The organism is Spiroplasma cantharicola, assembly GCF_001281045.1.
Taxonomy (GTDB): domain Bacteria; phylum Bacillota_I; class Bacilli_A; order Mycoplasmatales; family Mycoplasmataceae; genus Spiroplasma_A; species Spiroplasma_A cantharicola.
This window is the reverse complement of the sequence record NZ_CP012622.1, coordinates 721,813-744,208: the sequence shown is the minus strand read 5'-3', so window position 1 is coordinate 744,208 and position 22,396 is coordinate 721,813. Positions and strand designations below refer to the sequence as shown.

Annotated in this window: 17 protein-coding genes; 16 read left to right on the top strand and 1 reads right to left on the bottom strand. The window is 22.5% G+C overall.

From position 1 onward, the window contains the following. The first annotated feature begins 74 nt into the window (after nucleotides 1–74). From SCANT_RS03290 to SCANT_RS03245, 10 genes are all read left to right on the top strand, one after another. Nucleotides 75–1,892 carry a lipoprotein gene (locus SCANT_RS03290; RefSeq protein ID WP_053946304.1) on the top strand — a complete coding sequence of 606 codons (1,818 nt, stop codon included), beginning with the start codon at nucleotides 75–77 and terminating at the stop codon, nucleotides 1,890–1,892. Between the two features lie 412 nt (nucleotides 1,893–2,304). After that, nucleotides 2,305–4,125: a lipoprotein gene (locus SCANT_RS03285; RefSeq protein ID WP_053946303.1), complete on the top strand. Its 1,821-nt coding sequence runs from the start codon at nucleotides 2,305–2,307 to the stop codon at nucleotides 4,123–4,125. 412 nt (nucleotides 4,126–4,537) lie between these two features. Further along, the gene (locus SCANT_RS03280; protein ID WP_053946302.1) at nucleotides 4,538–6,355 is read left to right on the top strand and encodes a lipoprotein; all 1,818 of its coding nucleotides are present in this window, start codon (nucleotides 4,538–4,540) and stop codon (nucleotides 6,353–6,355) included. Nucleotides 6,356–7,494: 1,139 nt separating this feature from the next. Then, nucleotides 7,495–8,028, top strand: coding sequence for a hypothetical protein (locus SCANT_RS03275; RefSeq protein ID WP_053946301.1), 534 nt, complete (start codon nucleotides 7,495–7,497; stop codon nucleotides 8,026–8,028). Between the two features lie 44 nt (nucleotides 8,029–8,072). Then, complete coding sequence (locus SCANT_RS03270; RefSeq protein WP_053946300.1) at nucleotides 8,073–8,390, top strand: ATP-binding cassette domain-containing protein; 318 nt, start codon at nucleotides 8,073–8,075, stop codon at nucleotides 8,388–8,390. A 688-nt stretch (nucleotides 8,391–9,078) separates the two neighbouring features. Further along, nucleotides 9,079–10,065: a hypothetical protein gene (locus SCANT_RS03265; RefSeq protein ID WP_053946299.1), complete on the top strand. Its 987-nt coding sequence runs from the start codon at nucleotides 9,079–9,081 to the stop codon at nucleotides 10,063–10,065. Between the two features lie 164 nt (nucleotides 10,066–10,229). Beyond that, on the top strand, nucleotides 10,230–10,955 hold the full coding sequence (locus tag SCANT_RS03260) for a MurR/RpiR family transcriptional regulator (RefSeq protein WP_053946298.1): 726 nt from the start codon (nucleotides 10,230–10,232) through the stop codon (nucleotides 10,953–10,955). Nucleotides 10,956–11,034: 79 nt separating this feature from the next. Continuing rightward, entirely contained in the window at nucleotides 11,035–13,524 is a 2,490-nt protein-coding gene (locus SCANT_RS03255) for a glucose PTS transporter subunit IIA (RefSeq protein ID WP_053946297.1), read from the top strand. 2 nt (nucleotides 13,525–13,526) lie between these two features. Next, nucleotides 13,527–14,933, top strand: a complete 1,407-nt coding sequence (locus tag SCANT_RS03250) for a glycoside hydrolase family 1 protein (RefSeq protein WP_053946296.1) — start codon at nucleotides 13,527–13,529, stop codon at nucleotides 14,931–14,933. Nucleotides 14,934–15,040: 107 nt separating this feature from the next. Then, complete coding sequence (locus SCANT_RS03245; RefSeq protein WP_053946295.1) at nucleotides 15,041–15,277, top strand: S1 RNA-binding domain-containing protein; 237 nt, start codon at nucleotides 15,041–15,043, stop codon at nucleotides 15,275–15,277. Between the two features lie 194 nt (nucleotides 15,278–15,471). On the opposite strand, the gene SCANT_RS03240 is transcribed toward SCANT_RS03245, so the two are convergent. Then, nucleotides 15,472–16,467: an alpha/beta hydrolase gene (locus SCANT_RS03240; protein WP_235443281.1), complete on the bottom strand. Its 996-nt coding sequence runs from the start codon at nucleotides 16,465–16,467 to the stop codon at nucleotides 15,472–15,474. Nucleotides 16,468–16,928: 461 nt separating this feature from the next. On the opposite strand from SCANT_RS03240, the gene SCANT_RS03235 reads away from it, so the two are divergent. From SCANT_RS03235 to SCANT_RS03210, 6 genes are all read left to right on the top strand, one after another. Further along, nucleotides 16,929–17,444 (top strand): hypothetical protein, encoded by a 516-nt coding sequence (locus SCANT_RS03235; RefSeq protein WP_053946294.1) that lies wholly within the window; start codon nucleotides 16,929–16,931, stop codon nucleotides 17,442–17,444. Continuing rightward, nucleotides 17,437–17,883 carry a dual specificity protein phosphatase family protein gene (locus SCANT_RS03230; protein WP_235443280.1) on the top strand — a complete coding sequence of 149 codons (447 nt, stop codon included), beginning with the start codon at nucleotides 17,437–17,439 and terminating at the stop codon, nucleotides 17,881–17,883. The genes SCANT_RS03235 and SCANT_RS03230 overlap by 8 nt, the downstream gene beginning before the upstream one ends. A gap of 1,642 nt (nucleotides 17,884–19,525) precedes the next feature. Beyond that, a complete protein-coding gene (locus SCANT_RS03225) occupies nucleotides 19,526–20,059 on the top strand; it encodes a hypothetical protein (RefSeq protein ID WP_053946292.1) in 534 nt (177 codons plus the stop codon). Between the two features lie 6 nt (nucleotides 20,060–20,065). Next, nucleotides 20,066–20,608, top strand: a complete 543-nt coding sequence (locus tag SCANT_RS03220; protein ID WP_053946291.1) for a hypothetical protein — start codon at nucleotides 20,066–20,068, stop codon at nucleotides 20,606–20,608. Between the two features lie 176 nt (nucleotides 20,609–20,784). After that, the gene (locus tag SCANT_RS03215) at nucleotides 20,785–22,017 is read left to right on the top strand and encodes an alpha-L-fucosidase (protein ID WP_053946290.1); all 1,233 of its coding nucleotides are present in this window, start codon (nucleotides 20,785–20,787) and stop codon (nucleotides 22,015–22,017) included. Between the two features lie 2 nt (nucleotides 22,018–22,019). Further along, a complete protein-coding gene (locus SCANT_RS03210) occupies nucleotides 22,020–22,334 on the top strand; it encodes a PTS sugar transporter subunit IIB (protein WP_053946289.1) in 315 nt (104 codons plus the stop codon). Nucleotides 22,335–22,396 lie beyond the last annotated feature (62 nt).

The following is a 22,396-nucleotide window of genomic DNA, read 5'->3' as shown; positions in this document are numbered from 1 at the left end:
AATAAATTATTTTTTAGTTGTATAATAGTAATAGACTTAAACTGTTCTACAAGTATTAAGAAAAGGATAAAAAGATGAAAAAACTATTAAGTTTATTAGGAGCAGTTACTCTTGTAGCCTCATCAAGTGCTACTGTAGTAGCTTGTGGGGAAACAGATCCTGGAAAAGATGAAATAATAACAGGTGAGCTGATAAAAAAATTTGAAAAAGAAGTTACTAATATTTTTGCTGAACATTTGGAAAAAAATGTTTATCAGAATTTAATAAATTTACCAGTTACAGAAATTGATAATCAATTTTTGAATAAAACAACAATTGAACAATATCAGGGAAAAAGTGCTCAAGAGATAGGCGAATATCGATTAAATCAATTAAGCTTAGATATCATAAAAGTTTTAGATATTGAAAATCTTGAGAAGAGTTTAAATGAATTAAAGTCAATTAATGAATATAATATTATTTTAAGTGATGTTAATAGTTTATATAAGGGAATAGTTTTTGAATGAAGTACATTAAAAATTAATTCTAATAATAGTCAACAAATGTATTTAGGTAATGTGGTTTTAGACTATAAAATTCAAATACAATATAAAGGCAAAAAAGAAGTTGAAACATTAAATATTGGTGATACTCTTAAATATACATCAACAGATAATGGAGCTTTAAAAACTGCAACTAATCTTTTTTATAGAAATATTGCAAGTGATTACTTAGCTTCAAAGGCACAAGATGATATTAAACAAACTAATTTAAAGTGAAAAGATATTATGGGTTCTAAAAAAGAATCAGATGGATATGGAAAAATTGATAAAGAACTAGTATATTATTATAATAAAGATAGAAAAACTAACGGCTTTGAAAAATCAATAATTTCATTTATAAAAAGTGAATATTTCGCAGGGTTAGAAGCTTTACCCCTTGTATTCGAAGGTGGATCAATTTTTAAAGGTGCGGAGTTGAATCAAACATCGTTATTAACTAGCATTAATAAAATTAAAAGTGCTGATAATAAAGAAGCAATTAAATATGATTATTCAAATTTAAATGGTCAAGTAATGATGAAAACTATTTTTAGAAATAATCCCGAAACTACTAATCCAAAACAAGCTTTGAGAAATCAATATTTTGTGAAAAGAAATAAAGATATTTGAAATAAGGATTTTAATTTATTAAAAGAAGATTTTTTAAAAACTTTAAATGGAAATTTTGATGAGTATAAAAATAGTAGTGAATATAAAAGTTCAGTTGCTATGGGTTATATTAATTTAAGGGGATTATCAATTAATTTGGGAAGTAATGCGTATATTCATGAGTTACCAGATTTTAAAATTGCTGTAAATTATATGATTGATTTAAATGAAAATGAAGATAAAGCTTTAGATGATATGTCTGAGTTTTCTGTAAAAACTATTAAGGCTTTTCATGAAACTTTTGGTGTTGATTATGATTATGGATATGTACCAGAAGCTAATTCAAAAGATGATATATTAATGGCCTTAAAAAGATCTGATTTTACTAAAAAAATAAATTTTAATCAAGCTGGTGCTGGTGGTTCAGAATTTATGAGTTATCAATTATCTTTAACTAACGAATTAACAAATTTGGAAAGTTATAGAGAATCAATGTTTGATTTAGCAAATTTATCATCAGATACAATGTTTTCTTTTTCTCAAAGGTACTCTAATTCATTTCAATATTTATTTATTTCAAAATGATTTAAAAATTATGATGAGCGAAAAGGTATTTATATTTCTTATTATAATACATCAGTTGGTAGCTCTCGTTTTGAGAATAATTCATTTCATTGAAGTTTTGGATATTTAAACTTTCATATTGACTTAGATCAGATACTTGATGGTAATTTTGGTAAGGAATTTATTACATTTACATAAAATAAAAATTAATAATTAGTATAAATTCTTAATATATAGATATAGAATAAAAAGTTCTAATAATATTTATATATTAAGAATTTTTTTATATAAAGTGCTTTTAATAATAAATTAAATATAATTAATTTTAAAGAAAGTCAAGAATTATAAAATAAAATATTGTATTTAAATAATTGAGAGAGTTTATATCTCTAAATTAATAATGAAATTGGAAGAAGTTTAAAGTCAAATAGCAAATTTCATTTATAAAATTCTCTTTAAATATTACATTTTTGAGCTTACTTATTACTTTTATAAGTTTATTAACATATTATTTTACATTCATTTGCTCTTAAATGTTGCTTTTTTTTTTTTTTTTTATAATATGTATAGGCTTAAATTGTTCTAAGGGTATTAAGAAAAGGACAGAAATATGAAAAGACTATTAAGTTTATTAGGAGCAGTTACTCTTGTTGCATCATCAAGTGCTACTGTAGTAGCTTGTGGCGAAACAGATCCTGGAAAAGATGAAATAATAACAGCTGAATTGATAAAAAAATTTGAAAAAGACGTTAATAATATTTTTGCTGAACATTTGGAAAAAAATGTTTATCAAAATTTAATAAATTTACCAGCTACAGAAATTGATAATCAATTTTTGAATAAAACAACAATTGAACAATATCAGGGGAAAAGTTCTGAAGAGATAGGCGAATACCGATTAAATCAATTAAACTTAGATATTGTAAGAGTTTTAGATATTGAAAATCTTGAAAAGAGTTTAAATGAATTAAAGTTTATTAGTGAATATAAACTTATTTTAAATGATGTTAATAGTTTATATAAGGGAATAGTTTTTGATTGAAGTACATTAAAAATTAATTCTAATAATAGTCAGCAAATGTATTTAGGTAATGTGACTTTAGATTATACTATTGAAATACAGTATAAAGGCAAAAAAGAGATTGAAACTTTAAATATTGATGATACTCTTAAATATACATCAACAGATAATGTTGCTTTAAAAAATGCAACGGATCTTTTTTATAGAAATATTGCAAATGATTATTTTTCTTCAAAAGAACAAGATGATATTAAACAAACTAATTTAAAGTGAAAAGATATTATGGGTTCTAAAAAACCATCAGATGGATATGGAAAAATTGATAAAGAACTAGCTAATTATTATGATATAGATAGAAAAAATAATGGCTTTGAAAAATCAATAATTTCATTTATAAAAAATAAATACTTTGCTGAGTTAGAAGCTTTACCACTTGCCTTTAGTGAAGAATCAATTTTTAAAACAGAAGAGTTGAATCAAACGTCTTTATTAGCTAGCGCTAATAAATATAAAATTGCTAATAATGAAGAATCAATTAAATATGATTATTCAAATTTAAATGGTCAAGTAATGTTGAAAACTATTTTTAGAAATAATCCAGAAACTACTAATGCAAAGCAAGCTTTGAGAAATCAATATTTTGTGAAAAAAAATAAAGATATTTGAAATAAGGATTTTAATTTATTAAAAGAAGATTTTTTAAAAACTTTAAAGGGAAATTTTGATGAGTATAAAAATAGTAATGAATATAAAAGCTCAGTTGCTATGGGTTATATTAATTTAAAGGGATTATCAATTAATTTGGGAAGTAATGCGTATATTCATGAGTTACCAGATTTTAAAATTGTTGTAAATTATATGATTGATTTAAATGAAAGTGAAGATAAAGCTTTAGATGATATGTCTGAGTTTTCTGTAAAAACTATTAAGGCTTTTCATGAAACTTTTGGTGTTGATTATGATTATGGATATGTACCAGAAGCTAATTCAAAAGATGATATATTAATGGCTTTAAAAAGATCTGATTTTACTAAAAAAATAAAATTTAATCAAGCTAGTGTTGGTGGTTCAGAATTTATGAGTTATCAATTATCTTTAACTAACGAATTAACAAATTTGGAAAGTTATAGAGAATCAATGTTTGATTTAGCAAATTTATCATCAGATACAATGTTTTCTTTTTCTCAAAGATACTCTCATGGGTCACATCAATATTTAATTACTTCAAAATATTTTAAAAATTATGATGAACAAAAAGGTATTTATATTTCTTATTATAATCCATCAGGGGATAGCTCTCGTTTCGAGAATAATTCATTTCATTGAAATTTTGGATATTTAAACTTTTATATTGACTTAGATCAGATACTTGATGGTAATTTTGGTAAGGAATTTATTACATTTACATAAAATAAAAATTAATAATTAGTATAAATTCTTAATATATAGATATAGAATAAAAAGTTCTAATAATATTTATATATTGAGAATTTTTTTATATAAAGTGCTTTTAATAATAAATTAAATATAATTAATTTTAAAGAAAGTCAAGAATTATAAAATAAAATATTGTATTTAAATAATTGAGAGAGTTTATATCTCTAAATTAATAATGAAATTGGAAGAAGTTTAAAGTCAAATAGCAAATTTCATTTATAAAATTCTCTTTAAATATTACATTTTTGAGCTTACTTATTACTTTTATAAGTTTATTAAGATATTATTTTACATTCATTTGCTCTTAAATGTTGCTTTTTTTTTTTTTTTTTATAATATGTATAGGCTTAAATTGTTCTAAGGGTATTAAGAAAAGGACAGAAATATGAAAAGACTATTAAGTTTATTAGGAGCAGTTACTCTTGTAGCCTCATCAAGTGCTACTGTAGTAGCTTGTGGGGAAACAGATCCTGGAAAAGATGAAATAATAACAGCTGAATTGATAAAAAAATTTGAAAAAGACGTTAATAATATTTTTGCTGAACATTTAGAAAAAAATGTTTATCAGAATTTAATAAATTTACCAGCTACAGAAATTGATAATCAATTTTTGAATAAAACAACAATTGAACAATATCAGGGGAAAAGTTCTGAAGAGATAGGTGAATACCGATTAAATCAATTAAACTTAGATATTGTAAGAGTTTTAGATATTGAAAATCTTGAAAAGAGTTTAAATGAATTAAAGTTTATTAGTGAATATAAACTTATTTTAAATGATGTTAATAGTTTATATAAGGGAATAGTTTTTGATTGAAGTACATTAAAAATTAATTCTAATAATAGTCAGCAAATGTATTTAGGTAATGTGACTTTAGATTATACTATTGAAATACAGTATAAAGGCAAAAAAGAGATTGAAACTTTAAATATTGATGATACTCTTAAATATACATCAACAGATAATGTTGCTTTAAAAAATGCAACTGATCTTTTTTATAGAAATATTGCAAATGATTATTTATCTTCAAAAGAACAAGATGATATTAAACAAACTAATTTAAAGTGAAAAGATATTATGGGTTCTAAAAAACCATCAGATGGATATGGAAAAATTGATAAAGAACTAGCTAATTATTATGATATAGATAGAAAAAATAATGGCTTTGAAAAATCAATAATTTCATTTATAAAAAATAAATACTTTGCTGAGTTAGAAGCTTTACCACTTGCATTTAGTGAAGAATCAATTTTTAAAACAGAAGAGTTGAATCAAACGTCTTTATTAGCTAGCGCTAATAAACATAAAATTGCTAATAATGAAGAATCAATTAAATATGATTATTCAAATTTAAATGGTCAAGTAATGTTGAAAACTATTTTTAGAAATAATCCAGAAACTACTAATGCAAAGCAAGCTTTGAGAAATCAATATTTTGTGAAAAAAAATAAAGATATTTGAAATAAGGATTTTAATTTATTAAAAGAAGATTTTTTAAAAACTTTAAAGGGAAATTTTGATGAGTATAAAAATAGTAATGAGTATAAAAGTTCAGTTGCTATGGGTTATATTAATTTAAAGGGATTATCAATTAATTTGGGAAGTAATGCATATGTTCATGAGTTACCAGATTTTAAAATTGCTGTAAATTATATGATTGATTTAAATGAAAGTGAAGATAAAGCTTTAGATGATATGTCTGAGTTTTCTGTAAAAACTATTAAGGCTTTTCATGAAACTTTTGGTGTTGATTATGATTATGGATATGTACCAGAAGCTAATTCAAAAGATGATATATTAATGGCCTTAAAAGGATCTGATTTTACTAAAAAAATAAAATTTGATCAAGCTTTAGCTGGTGGTTCAGAATTTATGAGTTATCAATTATCTTTAACTAACGAATTAACAAATTTGGAAAGTTATAGAGAATCAATGTTTGATTTAGCAAATTTATCATCAGATACAATGTTTTCTTTTTCTCAAAGGAAATCTAAGTCATTTCAATATTTAATTAATTCAAAATGATTTAAACATTATGATGAGAAAAAAGGTATTTATATTTCTTATTATAATCCATCAGGGGATAGCTCTCGTTTTGAGAATAATTCATTTCATTGAAGTTTTGGATATTTAAACTTTTATATTGACTTAGATCAGATACTTGATGGTAATTTTGGTAAGGAATTTATTACATTTACATAAAATAAAAATTAATAATTAGTATAAATTCTTAATATATAGATATAGAATAAAAAGTTCTAATAATATTTATATATTGAGAATTTTTTTATATAAAGTGCTTTTAATAATAAATTAAATATAATTAATTTTAAAGAAAGTCAAGAATTATAAAATAAAATATAAGTGTATCTGATTTAAAAAAAATTATTTTTATTCTCCGAAACTTGATAGATTATTTATATAACTTTTAATTTTTCAAATAATTATATTATCAAAATCAAGAAATACAACAAGAGAAAAAAAATACTTATTAAAACTTTAAAATTTAATAATGGTTTATTTTGCTCTAATAATGTTCATGGAATTGCCCGTCCCAATAAGAACATCGGTAAAAAGTAAAAAATATTAGATTAAAAAAGTCCTTGTTTCTACAACAGTTGCACTATCGTGAGGTTATAAAGATATAGATAAAGCATTCATTTATAAAAATCATAAAATTATTATCCAAACCATTAAAGCCAAGTTTGCTGATTGTAAAAAATTATTTATTACATTAAAAATTTTAAATTAGTATAATAAATATTAACAATAAAAACTCCAGATTGGTGAAATACTAAAAAATTGACAATAGACTATATTGATTTTTTTAACTCACTGATTAAGAGAGGAAAAGCTAGAATGATGGAAAACCTTATAGGAAACATTTTAGCAGTGGAAAGTAAAATGAATTCAAGTAAGTAATTTTTAGATAAATCATTTAAAATAATTATTAGAAAAGTCTTGAATTAAATCGGTAATTAAATCAAATTGAAATACATATAGCTTTTCAAAATTTGGAGTTATAAAATTTTATCAACTAAAATTTTTTGAAATAGCAGAGATTAAAAGTTTAGCTAAAAAATAAAAAAATATTTCTGATATTATAGAATTAATTGGGTCATATTTAAATACTAAAATTATTAAAACCATTTTGTGTAATTGATAATATTCAAATAGAAGATTTCAAACTAGATAATGATCTAAAGCTACTAATACAATAAAAAAAGAAGGAGTAAGTTCAGACCCAGATAATTTTTATTTTATAATAATTTTATAGATATTATTTTTTTATTTAATTAAGTGTTAAAATTTTTTTAATTATAGAGAAGAGAAAATATTTTATGAGAATTATTCCTTATGAGATTTATAAATATGCACCAGATATAACATTAACAGCATTAAGAAAAGAGTTTGGCATGCATGACTATTGTTTAAATTTAAAACCCAATAATAAAGCTATGCAACCATTTTTAGATTTAGGAAGAAATTATTTTAATTTACTTATTTTCAACTGAAAAAATGAGATGGATAAAAGGGGTTATTATGTTAATTCTTTTCATTCTTTTTATTCACTTAATAACTCATTTCACCAAGTGGAAACTGATTACTTTTTAATACTTGAATGTATAATTCAATGAGAATTGAAAGATTTTTTACCCTATAATACAAAATTAACTTGATATAAAATATCACAAATTTATTTAGAAAATAGTAGTTTAAAATTAAAAAGTTTCACGATAAAGGACTACAATAGTTTATTAAAATGATATAAACAAAATTTTATGGTATTAAATCAAGCAAATAAATGAAAACCTAAAAATTTAGATATTAATAAAGTTACACAATACTTTAAAAATTATTTTGATAATAATTAATTAGCAGGTAAATATAGCTTATTTTTTAAAAGGAAGATTATTATATGATACAAATAAAAAATTTTAAATTAGAAAAAAAAGATCAATTTTTGTTTGAAATAGAAAAATTATTGATAGATAATAATAATCAAGTAATTGGGCTAATTGGAAATAATGGAAGTGGCAAAACCAGTTTTGCCAAAGCAATTTTAGGAATTGAAAATGATTATAAAGGGTTACTAATAAATAAATTTAAAACACTTTATATTGAACAAAACTATTTTTTGAATGAAATTTTTAGCAGTGGTGGAGAATATACTAAAGATCAAATTATCAAGGCATTTAATCTTGAAGCAGATTTATTAATATTGTTGAAGAAATAAAGTTAAGAACTTATTAATAGATTACAAGAAACAAGGTAAAACTGTAATTATAACTGTTCATAACATTGATGAAATTTCAGATATTATTGATGAATATGTAATTTTAGAAACTGGATTAAAAATATTTGAAGGCTCTAAGGATAAATTGGGAGTCTATTCTAAATATAAAATATTTATTAAGGATTCTTTTGACGTTGAATCCTTTAGAAAGTATTTATTATAAGAAAATATTAAATCATTTAAATATGATAACAATGAAAATTCACTAGTTATTGCTGCTGAAACTTATCGTCAAATTAATTATTTATTTCTATATTTAATTAAAAATAATTTGCCATTGATGAATCTTATAAAATTGCCTATAAATATGGAATCAATTCATAAAGCATTAAAAAGTAGGAAAGGTTAAAAATTAATAATAAAAACTTATGTTAATATTAATTTTATGATTACCAATAATACAACAAAAAATCCTATGACATTTGAAAAGAGTGTATAGGATTTTTTATATTTTTTAGACATTTAATATGGAATAGCTTTAAATTTATTAAAGTAAAATCAAAAAATTATTATTCACAAATATTAAAAAACAGTTAATTTTATGCATTTATTATAAAATATATCTATAATTAAATTAAAAATTAATTGGGTGAGGGTGGGTTTAAGAAGGAAAGGATTTTATAAAAAAATGAAAAAACTTTTAAATAGTTTAACTGTATTTTCCTTAACATTGGGATCTGTAAATCAAATTAGTGCTTTTACTATAAAAAATAATGAAAATCTTCTATCAGTAGATGATAAATTTTCAATAAAAATATCTACTTCAAATTTTGAAGTAGATAATAAAAATGAACTTTTGCCAAATAAAAGTTATGATAGAAAAAAAGAAATGCAACAAAGTTTAGTTAAATGACAAGAGTATAAAAAAGAAAATAATATTGTGGAATTAAATATTGAACAATTAGAAGCAAAGTTTGGAGCATTAGATAGTTCAGGTGAAAATATTGATAATAATTTTTATAAAAAATTATTAATTTCAGATAATGTAGAAATTCAAAAATTAAATTTTTATATCTATGATAAAGTTGACGCCCAATATAAAATTGATTTTATTGGTGATTTTATAATTGATAATATTGAATATAAAAATGTATCTCTCTCTGGATATGAGGAAAATCAATATTTTACATCTTGACAAATTCTAAGCGATTTCTTTATTATTACTGAATATGAAGTTCTAGATTTAATAAAGTTTTCTAATAATGATATATTTAATCTAGATTTGGATTTAGGTGAGAATGATTCTCAAACAATGTATGTGAAAACATTAAGCGAGTATAAAAATTATTTTAATAAAAATCCAAAAGAAAAATTAAAAATTGTAAAACCATATTGGTCTTTAACAAATATTAAAACAAAGGAAGAATATATTATTGATGCAATGCTTTATAAAACTGACGACAGAGTATTTTTAGAAGATACTTATAACACGATGATAGCAGTTAGATTAATGAAAGATAAACCAGGTGTAGAGACAAATGTTTTAGGTCTAAGTTGATTAACAGTATTTCCAAGCCCAGGCCCTTTAGGAAATAGTAGACTTATTAGAAAATATAAATCTGACACTTTTAAGGGAAATTTTGAAGTCTCTTTGAAGGTAGCATTAAAAAGATAAAATGTTTTTTTAATATTAAGTATAAAGGTAAATTATTTTTAAATAAAAAAACAAGATATTATTATCTTGTTTTTTTATTTGAATAGATTAATATAATTAGCAACAACTAATTGGTATATATTTATTTTATAAATTTTTTTAGAAAAAATTTAGAAAAGGAAAACATGATTTTTGATAAATTAACTAAGATAACACAGAACAATGATAATAAGAATGACACATTAATTGCAAAAAAATTAGTGGAAATGTATATTAATAAAAATTTTTTATCTATAAAAGAATTTGCAGATACTATACATGTATCTGAAAGCTTATTGACAGTATTCTCAAAAAAACTTAATTTAAAAGGTTACAGAGAATTAATTTCATTATTAAAATTTGAATTAGCTGAACAAGTAGATGCTAATTTTAAATTTTCTCATGCAACAAATATGGATAAAGAAATAAATATTTTTGATGAAATTAAGAAAAAAGTTTTTGAAATCTTTAATAAAATTAAAGATGGCAAAGTTTATATTTTAAGTTCTAATCAATTAAAATATTATTCAAACTTAATTGTAGAGATATTTAATTTAAATAATATTAATACTATTAATATAGTAAATGATTATTTATTTTACAACTATATTGAAAAAATTAATCAAAATGATAGTATTTTACTTTTTTTTGCTGGTCAAGGTAATGAGATACTAATCAAAATTTATGAAAAACTTAAAGAAGTAAATAAAAACATTTTTATATTTTGTTCAAATTCACAAAAATATAAACTTCAAACTTATAAAGATATATTTATTTTAGACTTAAAAAGTTTTCCAAGTAGTTATATCTATAGAAATATTTCAATGAGTTATATACTAGCATTTTTTAATGAAGCTCTTAATTTACTTTAATTAAATTAATCTAAATGAAAAAATCACCAAGAGTCTTTCTTTAATTTTCTTTTTAGAGATAATACTTCTGGGAGGTAATATGGAAAAAATAAAATTTTATGCACCATGTGATGGAAAAATTTTCAAAATTGAAAAATTAAATGATGGTGTCTTTAGTGAAAAAATGCTAGGTGATGGAATTTATATTGAACCTGATTCAAATGTTTTCTACTCACCATTTGAAGAAGCAAATATTAATATGATTTTTGATACAAAACATGCAATGTTTTTAAAATGTAAAAACGGTCCAAACGTTCTTATTCATATAGGTTTGGATACTGTTAATCTAAAGGGGAAACCTTTTAAAATTTTTACAGAAGTAAATAAGCAAGTCTCTTTGAATGACAAACTTGTTGAAGTTAATTTTAATATGATAAAAGAAAATAAACTTCAAATTTCTACACCAATAGTAATTGAAGAGAGTTTAGAAGATAATTGAAAATTTATTTTAAAAGATAATATTAAAAATGTAAAAAGAGGAGATGAGATTGGTTATTTTTATTTAGAAAATCAAAAAGATATTTTAAAAAATATTGATGCTCTTATTTCTATAAATAAATACGATAAAACAGCAGAAGATATATATAAATTTGTGGGAACATCTGCAAATTATTCAAAGTTTTATAATTGTATGACACGTTTTAGATTAATAATTAAAAATAAATCTAAAGTTGATTTAGAAAGTATAGAAAAATTAAATTTAGTTAAGGGAACTCATTGAAATGGTGAAGAACTTCAAATAATTATTGGTGGAGAAGTGCAAAAAGTATTTGCATCATTTACAAATCTAACTAATAATTTTTCAAAAGAAAATAGTGTAGTAAAAGCAAAAAGATCTTTTAAAGAAAAAGCTATGGCATCTTTAGCAGGGGTTATGGTCCCAAATTTACCAATTTTTATAGGTGTGGGAATGTTAATGGCTGTGCAAAGTATTTTAATTCAAGCAGGAGTTTTAGTTAAACCTGGACCTGCTGGTTCTTTAGAAGAAATTGATCATTTTAGTCAATATTTTTATATTATAACTGATGTAGCCTTTAAATTCTTAGGATTATTTGTTGGTTATAACACAATTAGGTATTTGGGCGGTAATTCTCAAATGGGTTTACTAATATGTTTAGTAATTGCTAATCCATTTTTATTTCAAAATGCTACTCCAATTTGAACATGATTTAAAATTGGAGATGTATCAATTGGTATTAAAGCATATGCAAATACAATATTGCCTTGTGTAGCTGCAATGATTGGTTATTATTGATTAGATAAATGAATCAGAACTTGAATGCCAGCAATGGTTGATATAATTTTTAGACACACACTTGCTTTTATTATAATTGTAAGTGCAACATTTTTCTTTGTAGGACCAACACTAGGTCTTGTAGAATATGGAATAGGTTATGTTGTTAATGAAATAGGACTATTGCCTTTTGGAATTGGAGTTGCTATCTTTTCATTTGTTTGACAACCAGCTGTTGTACTTGGAATTCACATTGCTATTGCAATGCCAATTTCTGTGCAAGTTCAACAACAGATACCTCAATTATTAAGTCCAGGTTTAATGTATGGAGTTTATGGACAAGTAGGAGCCTTAGTTGGTTTAATTATTAGAACAAAAGATGCAAAATTGAGAGCTATGTCTATTGCAAATATTCCAGCAGGATTAATTGGAGTTTCAGAACCAATATTGTATGGAATAAACCTACCAAAACAAAAACCATTTATCGCAGGAAATATCGGTGCAGCAATTGGTGGAATGATTTCTGGTATTATTGGTGTTAAACTGCATGTTCCAGGAGGATATGGAATATTTTCAATAACAGGTTATATTCCTGGTGGCGGTATTAATGTGGCAATGTTTTCATTATGTCTTTTAATAACACTTGCTTCAAGCGCACTTATAACTCTATTAATATATAAAGAAAGACCAGATGAGTTAAAAGAAATTAGAAAAATAAATAAATTATTGGTCTACACTTATTGTCAAAAAAATAATATAACAAAAAAAGAAGCACTTTTAAAATTAGATGTTTTCTTATTAAGAACCAATAATTATTTTTCAAAAGAAGAACTTAAAAACATTAAGGAATTAGAAAAAGAAATAATTATTTTAAATAAAAAAGAAGCAACTTTTGATAAGTATAATGAAAAATATGAAGTACAAAAAAATAAATATTTATTAAAATTAAAAAAAATGCGTAAAACAGAAGAAATTGAAAAAATTGAAATTTTATATAATTCTTTTAAAAATTTTGAAAAAAATAACAAGTTAGAAATAATGCAAAAGGAAATTGATTCATTTAAAGAAAAACTTAAAGAAAAATCAAAATGATTCAACAATAAGCAAGAAGAATTTATGCATATAATTTCTCAAAATATTAATAATTTTGCAATAGAATTAAATTTTGCAGATTTAATTAAACTTAATAATCAATACTTTAGTGCTATACATTCATTAGATATAAACTATGGATTAACTCAAATTAAGAATGATTATTTAAGAAGAAAAGATATCAAAATGAAGGCGGTTAAATAACAATGAAATTAAAGAAAAATAAGTTTCCAAATGACTTTTTATGAGGAGCTTCAATCTCAGCATTTCAAGCTGAAGGAGCATATAATGAAGATGGTAAAGGAATGTCTGTTCAAGATATTAAAAAGTATGGAGAAGATGTCAGTGATTTTAAAGTTGCATCGGATTTTTATCATAAATATAAAGAAGATATTGCTTTATTTAAAGAAATGGGCTTAAAATCTTTTAGATTTTCAATTGCTTGATCAAGAATAATTCCTTCAGGAGATGGTGAAATCAATGAAAAAGGGCTTCAATTTTATGAAAATTTAATTGATGAGCTTATTAAAAATGATATTGAACCAATTCCAACTTTGTATCATTTTGATTTGCCTCTTTCATTGCAAGAAAGAGGAGGATGAAATAATAGAGAATTGACAGTAAATGCCTATTTAAAATACGCAAAAGCCTTATTTAAAAGATTTGCAAATAAAGTGAAATATTGAATAACTTTTAATGAACAAAATGTAATGATTATGATTGGGAGTAAAGTATCCATTTTAAATGGCTCACATTCTTCTCTAAATGAAAAGGAATTATATCAGCAATCTCATAATATGTTTATTGCTCAGGCACTTGCAGTTAATTTATTAAAAAAATATAATAAAGAATCAAAAATAGGGCCTGCTTTAAATAATGTATGTATTTATCCCAATTCAAAAAAACCAGAAGATTATTTAAGTGCTCAAAATGCAAGTATTATGAGAAATTGATACTATTTGGATGCCATTGTAAGGGGTATATATAATCCAATAGTTAAAAAGTACTTTTTAGATAATGACCTTATGCCAGAAATATTAGAAACTGACTTAGATATTCTTAAAAAAGGTAAACCCGATTTCTTGTCAATTAACTACTACACCTCAGGAACAGTAATGGAAAATCAAGAAGATACTGATAAAGAAATTAAAATAGACCAACAAACAATGTTTGATATTAATGGTTTATTTAGTTATTCAAAAAATGAGTATCTTGGTAAAACCGAATATGGTTGACCATTGGATCCAGTGGGTTTAAGAATTACTTTGAGAGAAATGTATGAAAGATATCAATTACCTTTAATGATCTCTGAAAATGGAATAGGTTTGTCAGAAACACTTGAAAATGAGACTGTAAATGATGAAATTAGAATTGAATACTATTATAAACATATTGAACAGTTGCAATTAGCTATTTCTGAAGGAATTGAAATAATTGCATATAATCCGTGAAGTGCTATTGATTTAGTATCATCGCATCAAGGTTTTAAAAAGCGTTATGGCTTTATATATATTGATAGAGCAGAAAATGATATAAAAAGTTTAAAAAGATATAAGAAAAAATCATTTTATTGATATCAGAACTTAATTTCAAAAAATGGGGACATTTTTTAGAAATTTTACTAGTTTTACACACTAAAATATTTATTTTAAATTTATTTAATAATAGGTATCTTTATGTATAAAAATAGTTTATTATTAATTGTAAAGGAGAACGAAACATGGGTACAATTGTAAATATTACTATTACTAAAATTGTTGATTTCGGAGCATTCTGTGATGCTGAAATCGATGGTAAAATCTACAAAGGTCTTATTCATATTTCAGAAATTGCTGACGCTTACGTAACAAACGTAGCTGACTATGTAACAGTAGGTCAACAAATGGATGGATATGTTATTTCAGTAGATGAAAGCAAAGACCAAGCTAAGTTATCATTAAAAAGAGTTTCAAAATAATATAATTTAGCTTTTATTTAAATAGGGTTTTGGTTTTAGTAATAATATTACAATTGTCTTGCTTTATGTTAAATTTCTAAATAATTTATTAATGATATAGTTTTAATGGATATAGCTAAAAAACTTCTTTATAGAAGTTTTTTTCTTTTTTATATTCTCTTAACAAAAAATTAAGAAGCTTTTGTAAAAACTTCTTAATTAGATATAAATTTAATAGTTGTGTCTATATAGTCATCTAAATTTTTATGCATTGAACTTGAATGCTTTGCATTTTCATATAATTTAATTTGACTCAATTTTACTTTTTCAACTCAATTTTTTAAATGATATAAAACCACTGAATTATCATATAAAATAAAATCGTCTTTTTTTCCATGAATAAATAGAATTTTAAGATCATTTATAATGTTATCTTGCTTTAATAAATTGACATCTTTTATATTCATTTTTGCATATTTTCTGAAATTACGATTTATACCTAATGACATCAGTCACCAAGGTATAATCATATATTTTTGTAAAAAGAATCTAATTTGTGGAACTGCTTGAGTAAATGGGCAGTCTGCAATTAATCAATCTATTTTATTTTTTTCATAATATTTATTTGCAAAAAACATTGCACTTGTAGCACCCATACTTGTTCCAAAAACTCCGATTTCTTCTACTTCAAAAGAATTTTTAACTCAAGTAATAACTTCATTTAATACCTTTGCATTTGTAAGCCCAAAATCAGAATATTTGCCATAAGTTGAACCGTGGGCAAAAGCATCAAAACAGATAATATTATAACCTTGCTCATAGAGATGAAAAACTCCTCTTAGTCCCATATATTTATTTCTTTTAAAGCCATGCAAACCTATTACTCATTTTTTAGAATTTTTATGTTTAACAATTAAAGCACTTATTTCTTCACTTGTTGCTCCAATTTTAAATTCTCTAATTTGCTCCTTTTTAATATTAAAATTATTAATTTTTTTAACTTCTAGATCATAAAGCAGATGCTCATAAGTATTAAATTCTATACCTTTATATTTTCCTTTTCGGGTATATTTAAATAAATAGGGTACAAACATAATTGAACATAAAATTGATAAGATTATGACAATAGGAAAAAGAATTATCATAAGTGTAATATTCAATCAATTATAGTGATATTTTTTCAATTTTTTTAAACTTTTTTTATAATTCATTTACATCATTCCTTTCTTATTATTTTAAAGAATTTTCAGAAAAAAACTAATAAATTTAGTATAAAAGTTTGAATTTTGTTAAACTTTTTTTATATTTATCAAAATCATTTTAGATTTGTTTGTATTTCTATCTTTTTTATTTTGAAGATATAAAATTAAAATGCCTTGCATTAATAGGTAGGGTCAAATAACTATATTTAAATACCTTGAATTTGATAATTACTTAGATTTGAATTAATATATATTTTTAAAATAAAGAAGATAACTAATTTTTATAATAAATATTTACCCAAAATATAAAGTATAAATTACTATCTTATTAAAAAAGGGCAATCATAACACTATATTTTTAACAATTATTTTGTATTTTACCTAACTATATATAAAATAATTTAATTATAAATAAAATAACTAGTAAAATACTAGTTATTTTATTTATAATTTTATTGAGGTACAAATTTATGGAAATAAAAGATTTTTTAAAGCAGTTAAATTTAGAATTAATTAAGGGTAATTGTAGTGATATAGAATTCTATGAACCGAAAGACTTTAATGAATTAAAGCAAATATATAGAATTTATTTTCGCAATAATGAATATTGAAGTATTAATTTATATATAGTATTTGATGAGAGAAATTGATTAATTAAAGCAAGTAATCAAAACTCATTGAGTTATTATCTGGATCTAAATGGTAAAACAGAAGAAGAGTGTGAAAAAATAATTGAACCATATCTAAAAAATCCTAGTATTTTGGGATTAAAAGAAATGAAGCCAAGTATTCAATTGGGTCCAATTTTATTATTAGAAAATGTAATTGATAATGATAGACATATTTGTATAACTATAACTAAAAATAAAAATTTAGAATATCAAAGTGTTACTAATTTCGATTGTTTATTCATAAATTCAGCAAAAGAATTTTTTTCAAAATTTTTACCATTTTGAATTTCAGAAAGGAAGAAAAGTGATGAGTAAAAAAATAATAGAAAATTTATATCTTGGAGATATGCACAGTGTTCCGAATGATGCACAATTAGTTTTGAGTTGTGCTCAGGAAATCTTTCTTGAGCAAAATCCCAAAAAGGATGAAATTAAATTAGTTGATGAAAAAAATAATAGAATTTTATATAATTTTGAAGATTATCCTAATTTTCAAGATATGGATGAAACACTAATTTTGGATGCCATAAAACAAATTGAAAATAATATTAAAGATAAAAAAATTTATATTCATTGTATTTGAGGTGTTAACAGAAGTGCAAGTATAGTTTTTATGTATTTAGTAAGAAATAAAATTATAGAAGCTAGCTCTTATCTTGAAGCTCAAAAGAAATATTGAAAAATTTATCCTAATCATTCACCAAATCCTGGTTGAAAAAAATTTTTAGAAGTTAATTTCCCATATAATTTTTAATTGATTAATATTTATTGAAAATTATATATTTATTATGAAACTTTTTCACTTATGTGAAAAAGTTTTTTATTTTACAATAATTATTCATAAACTGAAATATATTTTATCCTGAGCATAAAATATTAAGTAACAACAAAGATACATATATAAGTTTTTTAATGCGAAACTTAAAAAATAGAAAGATAAAATTTATGTATTATCAACAAATATTGGAGAAACAATTAGTTAGATATTAGGCGACTGGGGATTTTGAGGAGCATTTTTTCAACTTTAACAGTAATTTTTTAGGTTTCATATTAACTAAAAAAATGTTTTAAATAAGGAGTGAGATAAAGTATTTGTCAAAGTTGTAATGTTAATTGGTATTCCAGCTCTAACTTTAGATGGATTTTAATAGATATTAAAGTACAAGATCTTATTAAACAATTGGGAGTTTTAATAATTGGATTCCTATTTTATTCAATTATGTTATTTACATCGAGATACTTTTTCTTAAAAACCAATAAAGATATTCAAGATACTTTAGCAATGTGTATTGTTTTAGCTTCAACTACTTTCTTTAGTTTACCAATATAGGAGAATCTAAAAGAGTTTGAAACTAGTAATTTTTGTAAAAATTCAATTTAAACAGTAATTTTAGTTAAAATTTCTCTTTTTTTAAAGCTAGTTTTATCAACACTTTTTAGGGTATTTTTTTATTTTTTTGTTGCAAAATAAAATAAAAGGAATAAAATAATTATGTCAAAAGAAACTACTACATTTAAGAAATGTAAAAATATATTTTGACTTATAGCGAATACAATAAAAGATGTTATTTTCTATTGAATTTTATAATATTCTTTGATTATGATTATGTACCTTAACAGGTTTAGTAACTAAATTAAAAAAAGCTCTATTATTTAAATAGAGCTTTAAGTGAAAAAATTAATATTAATTAAAATTTTCATAAAAAAAAGGGAATATATTATATTATCTTATTTGTCATAGTTTATTTGAAGTATATATACATCTCAAATAAATGACTTAATTAAAAATGATAATAATTATATTTCCCTGCAGTTATTATAAACTTGGGAGGGCTTACAACAACATAAGTCTTAGCGCTGTTAATAAAATTAGCAAATTAACAGCTAATATAAATATATCAAAAAAAATAATATTTGCAATCTTTTTTTAAACATAAAAATAAAAAAAAAATATAAAAACTCTTTTATGTTATCAATTTATTATTGATTATTTATTTAAATAATCAATAATAAAGAATGTAAAGTTCTTTTAGGACTTGCAATATATCAGAAAAAAAAGCATATCAAAAGAATTATTCTATAAAGGTATTGATTTTATTAATCAAATTAACAAAATCTCCAAGTTTTCTTGTTTGTTCTAATCTATTAGTTAGAACAAAAGGGTGTAAGGGTGGGATCAGGAAACTACAAGTTAATGCTACTTGTAAAAATGCTTTGAAAAAAGCAAATAAGTACCTAGAACAATTCAAGTTGTTAAATTTAAAATTATTTTACCCTTAAATAGTTTTAGTCCAGATTTAGGTCTGGACTTTTTTTATTGTCTTTTTTAGAAAATACTTGAAAAGTATAAAACTATAATTGTTATAATATATTAACAAAAGGGGTTAGGTAGGACTATGACAAGTAGAAATGTTGCAGTAATTATAATAGTCTTAATCTGATTAATTATGATATTAGTAACAGGAACATTAGCTTTAATTTTTAAAGAAAAATATAAGAGTTTTAAAAGTGAGAATTTTAAAATAAAAGAACAAATAAAAATACTGAAAGATGAATTCAAAATTAAAAAGGTTGATATTGATTTTGAATTACCAAAAGGTGAAGAATGTTATTTTTTTAGTGATAAATTGCAATTGTATAAAATAAAGTTAAAAAATCAAAAAGAAAAAGAAGATTACAAGAAAGAATTAAAAGAGTCTGATATTAACTTTTCAATTTATATTACAAACAAAAGATTAATGATTCAATTAAAAAATCAGTATTTTCAATATAGTTTAAAAGACATCGTATTCTGCAATTATTTACTTATTTATGTTAATAAAATTTGAAATAAATATATTGAATTAGAAGTTGATAATGATAAGTATATTATTTTATTAGAAGATTTTGATTTATTTCTTACCATTAAAGAATTAATAAAAAGGAGATAATTAAGCATGATATATTCAAATATCTGAAGTGGTAGTGTAATTAGTGGGTATATTTTCTCTATATTTACTTCAATTACTCTAGTATATTTTTTCATTTTATACTCAAACAGGCTTAGAAAAATGAATTCTTTAAAAGTAGAAAATAAGTATTTTAATAAGAAATTAAATAATTTTTTTGTATATTATCTATTAATTGGTTTTACATTAATGTTTTTATCATTAACAGTTTTTTTTATTATAAATCTAGTCTTTAAAAATATGAAATATCTTGGATTTGGTTTTACAATTTATTACTTAATTTATACAATTCAAGTACTTATATATATAATTTTATTAAATATTAAGCAAAATTCTATAATTGCATTTGTTCATGATAGTCAGTTATTTTTATTTAATGAAATTATTACTTTAGAAAATATTATTGAAATAACTCACAATTTTAAAAGAACTCTAATATTTATTACATATAAAGATGAAAAAGAATATCAAGATATTATTAAATTAAAATACAACTTAGGGCTTTATGATTATTTAAAAAAAATTAATTAGTAAAAAATTTACTGATATTTTCATTAAAAATCATTTGTTTATAAAATATTAACTTTAAGAAATTTTTACAGTTTCTTTTTTTTATTTTCAATTTTGATATTTATTTCAAACTTTGAAATAAATTTCATAATTCCATGTTTATAAGAAATTGAAAATATAATCACTATGGAGGTAGTATGAAAGAGATACTAAGAGTTAAAAATTTTAAAAAATATGGTCTTGGTTTATTTATTCATTATGGTTTGTATAATCAATTAGAAAAAGGCGAATGATATATGAAAATGTATAACCTATCAACTGATGATTATCTATCACTTTTTCCAAAACTTAATGAGACTGATTTAAAATTAAATATTAAAAGCATAGTTAAATTTGCTAAGGAGAATAGTTTTAAATATATAACTTTAACAACGAAACATCATGATGGTTTTGCATTATATGATTCAAATGGCATTAGTTTATATGACATTTCAATTACTAAAACAAAAGATATTTTGAGTGAATTTATTAATGAATGTAATAAGGCTAATATTGATCCTTATTTATATTATGCAACTTGGGATTGAAGTCACCCAAGTTATGAGACAAATTTTGATGAGTATTTAGAATATATGCATTCAAATATTGAATATTTATGTAAAAAATACCCTAATGTAAAGGGATATTGATTTGATGGTAATTGAAATAAAAAAAATAACGATTGAAAAGAAGACAGGTTATATAAAATAATTAGAAAGTATAATCCAAATGCAATGATTATAAATAATTCAGGACTTTTAAATGCTGGAAAGGAACAACATCCAGAAGTTGATTCAATTACTTTTGAACAAGGACATTTAAAAAAAATTGACTATTCAATTTTTTCAAGAGATCTTGCTGCTGAAACTTGTCAAACTTTTAATGATCACTGAGGATATGCTAAAGAAGATTTTAATTTTAAATCTGTTAAAGAATTAATTCTAAAATTTTTGATGGCTAGAAAACAAAAAGCCAATTACTTACTAAATTTATCAGTCAACAAAAAGGGAGATTTAATTAATCTAGAAATAGAGACAGTTAAAAAATTTAGCTATTGAGTTAAAAAATATGGCTATAGTTTAATTGGTGACTATGAATTAACATATGTATTAGAAGAAGATTTTATTGTTAAAAAAAATCATATTTATTATTTATTTGCCTATAATGTCACAACAGGAGGACATGTAAAAAAAATTCACTTAGGTGGAGAATTTCAAGAAATTAGAAAATACAATTTAGAAAAAAAATTAAATATTAAAAATATTTCATATTTAGATAATTCAGAAAAAGTTGACTTTGAACAAAAACAAAATGAGTTGCTAATTAAAATTAAATCATTTGATTATGGAATAAACACTATCGTGCGTGTAATTAAAATAGAGGAGGAATAATTTTGAAAGAAATAAAAGGTTTAATATTATGTTCAGGTGGTTATAGTAGTTCAATAATTTCTAAAAGATTAAATGAATTAGGAGAAGAGTATAATTTAAAATTTGATGAAGGTGGATTTGGAAAAGATAACATACTTGAGTTAGCAAATAAGTATGATTTAATTCTATTTGCACCTCATTTGAGTATGCATTTTGATGACTTTGAAGATGCTTTAGAAGATAAAAAAGTTCCCTTAATTCAAATACAATCTAAAGAATATGCATCATCAAACGTAGAAATATTGTTTGAGCGAATTTTAAGGATTTTAGGTTTATAAATGCCAGTTTGATATTATATATTAACGGGAATTTTATTAGCAGTTAGTTTTTTAATATTTTT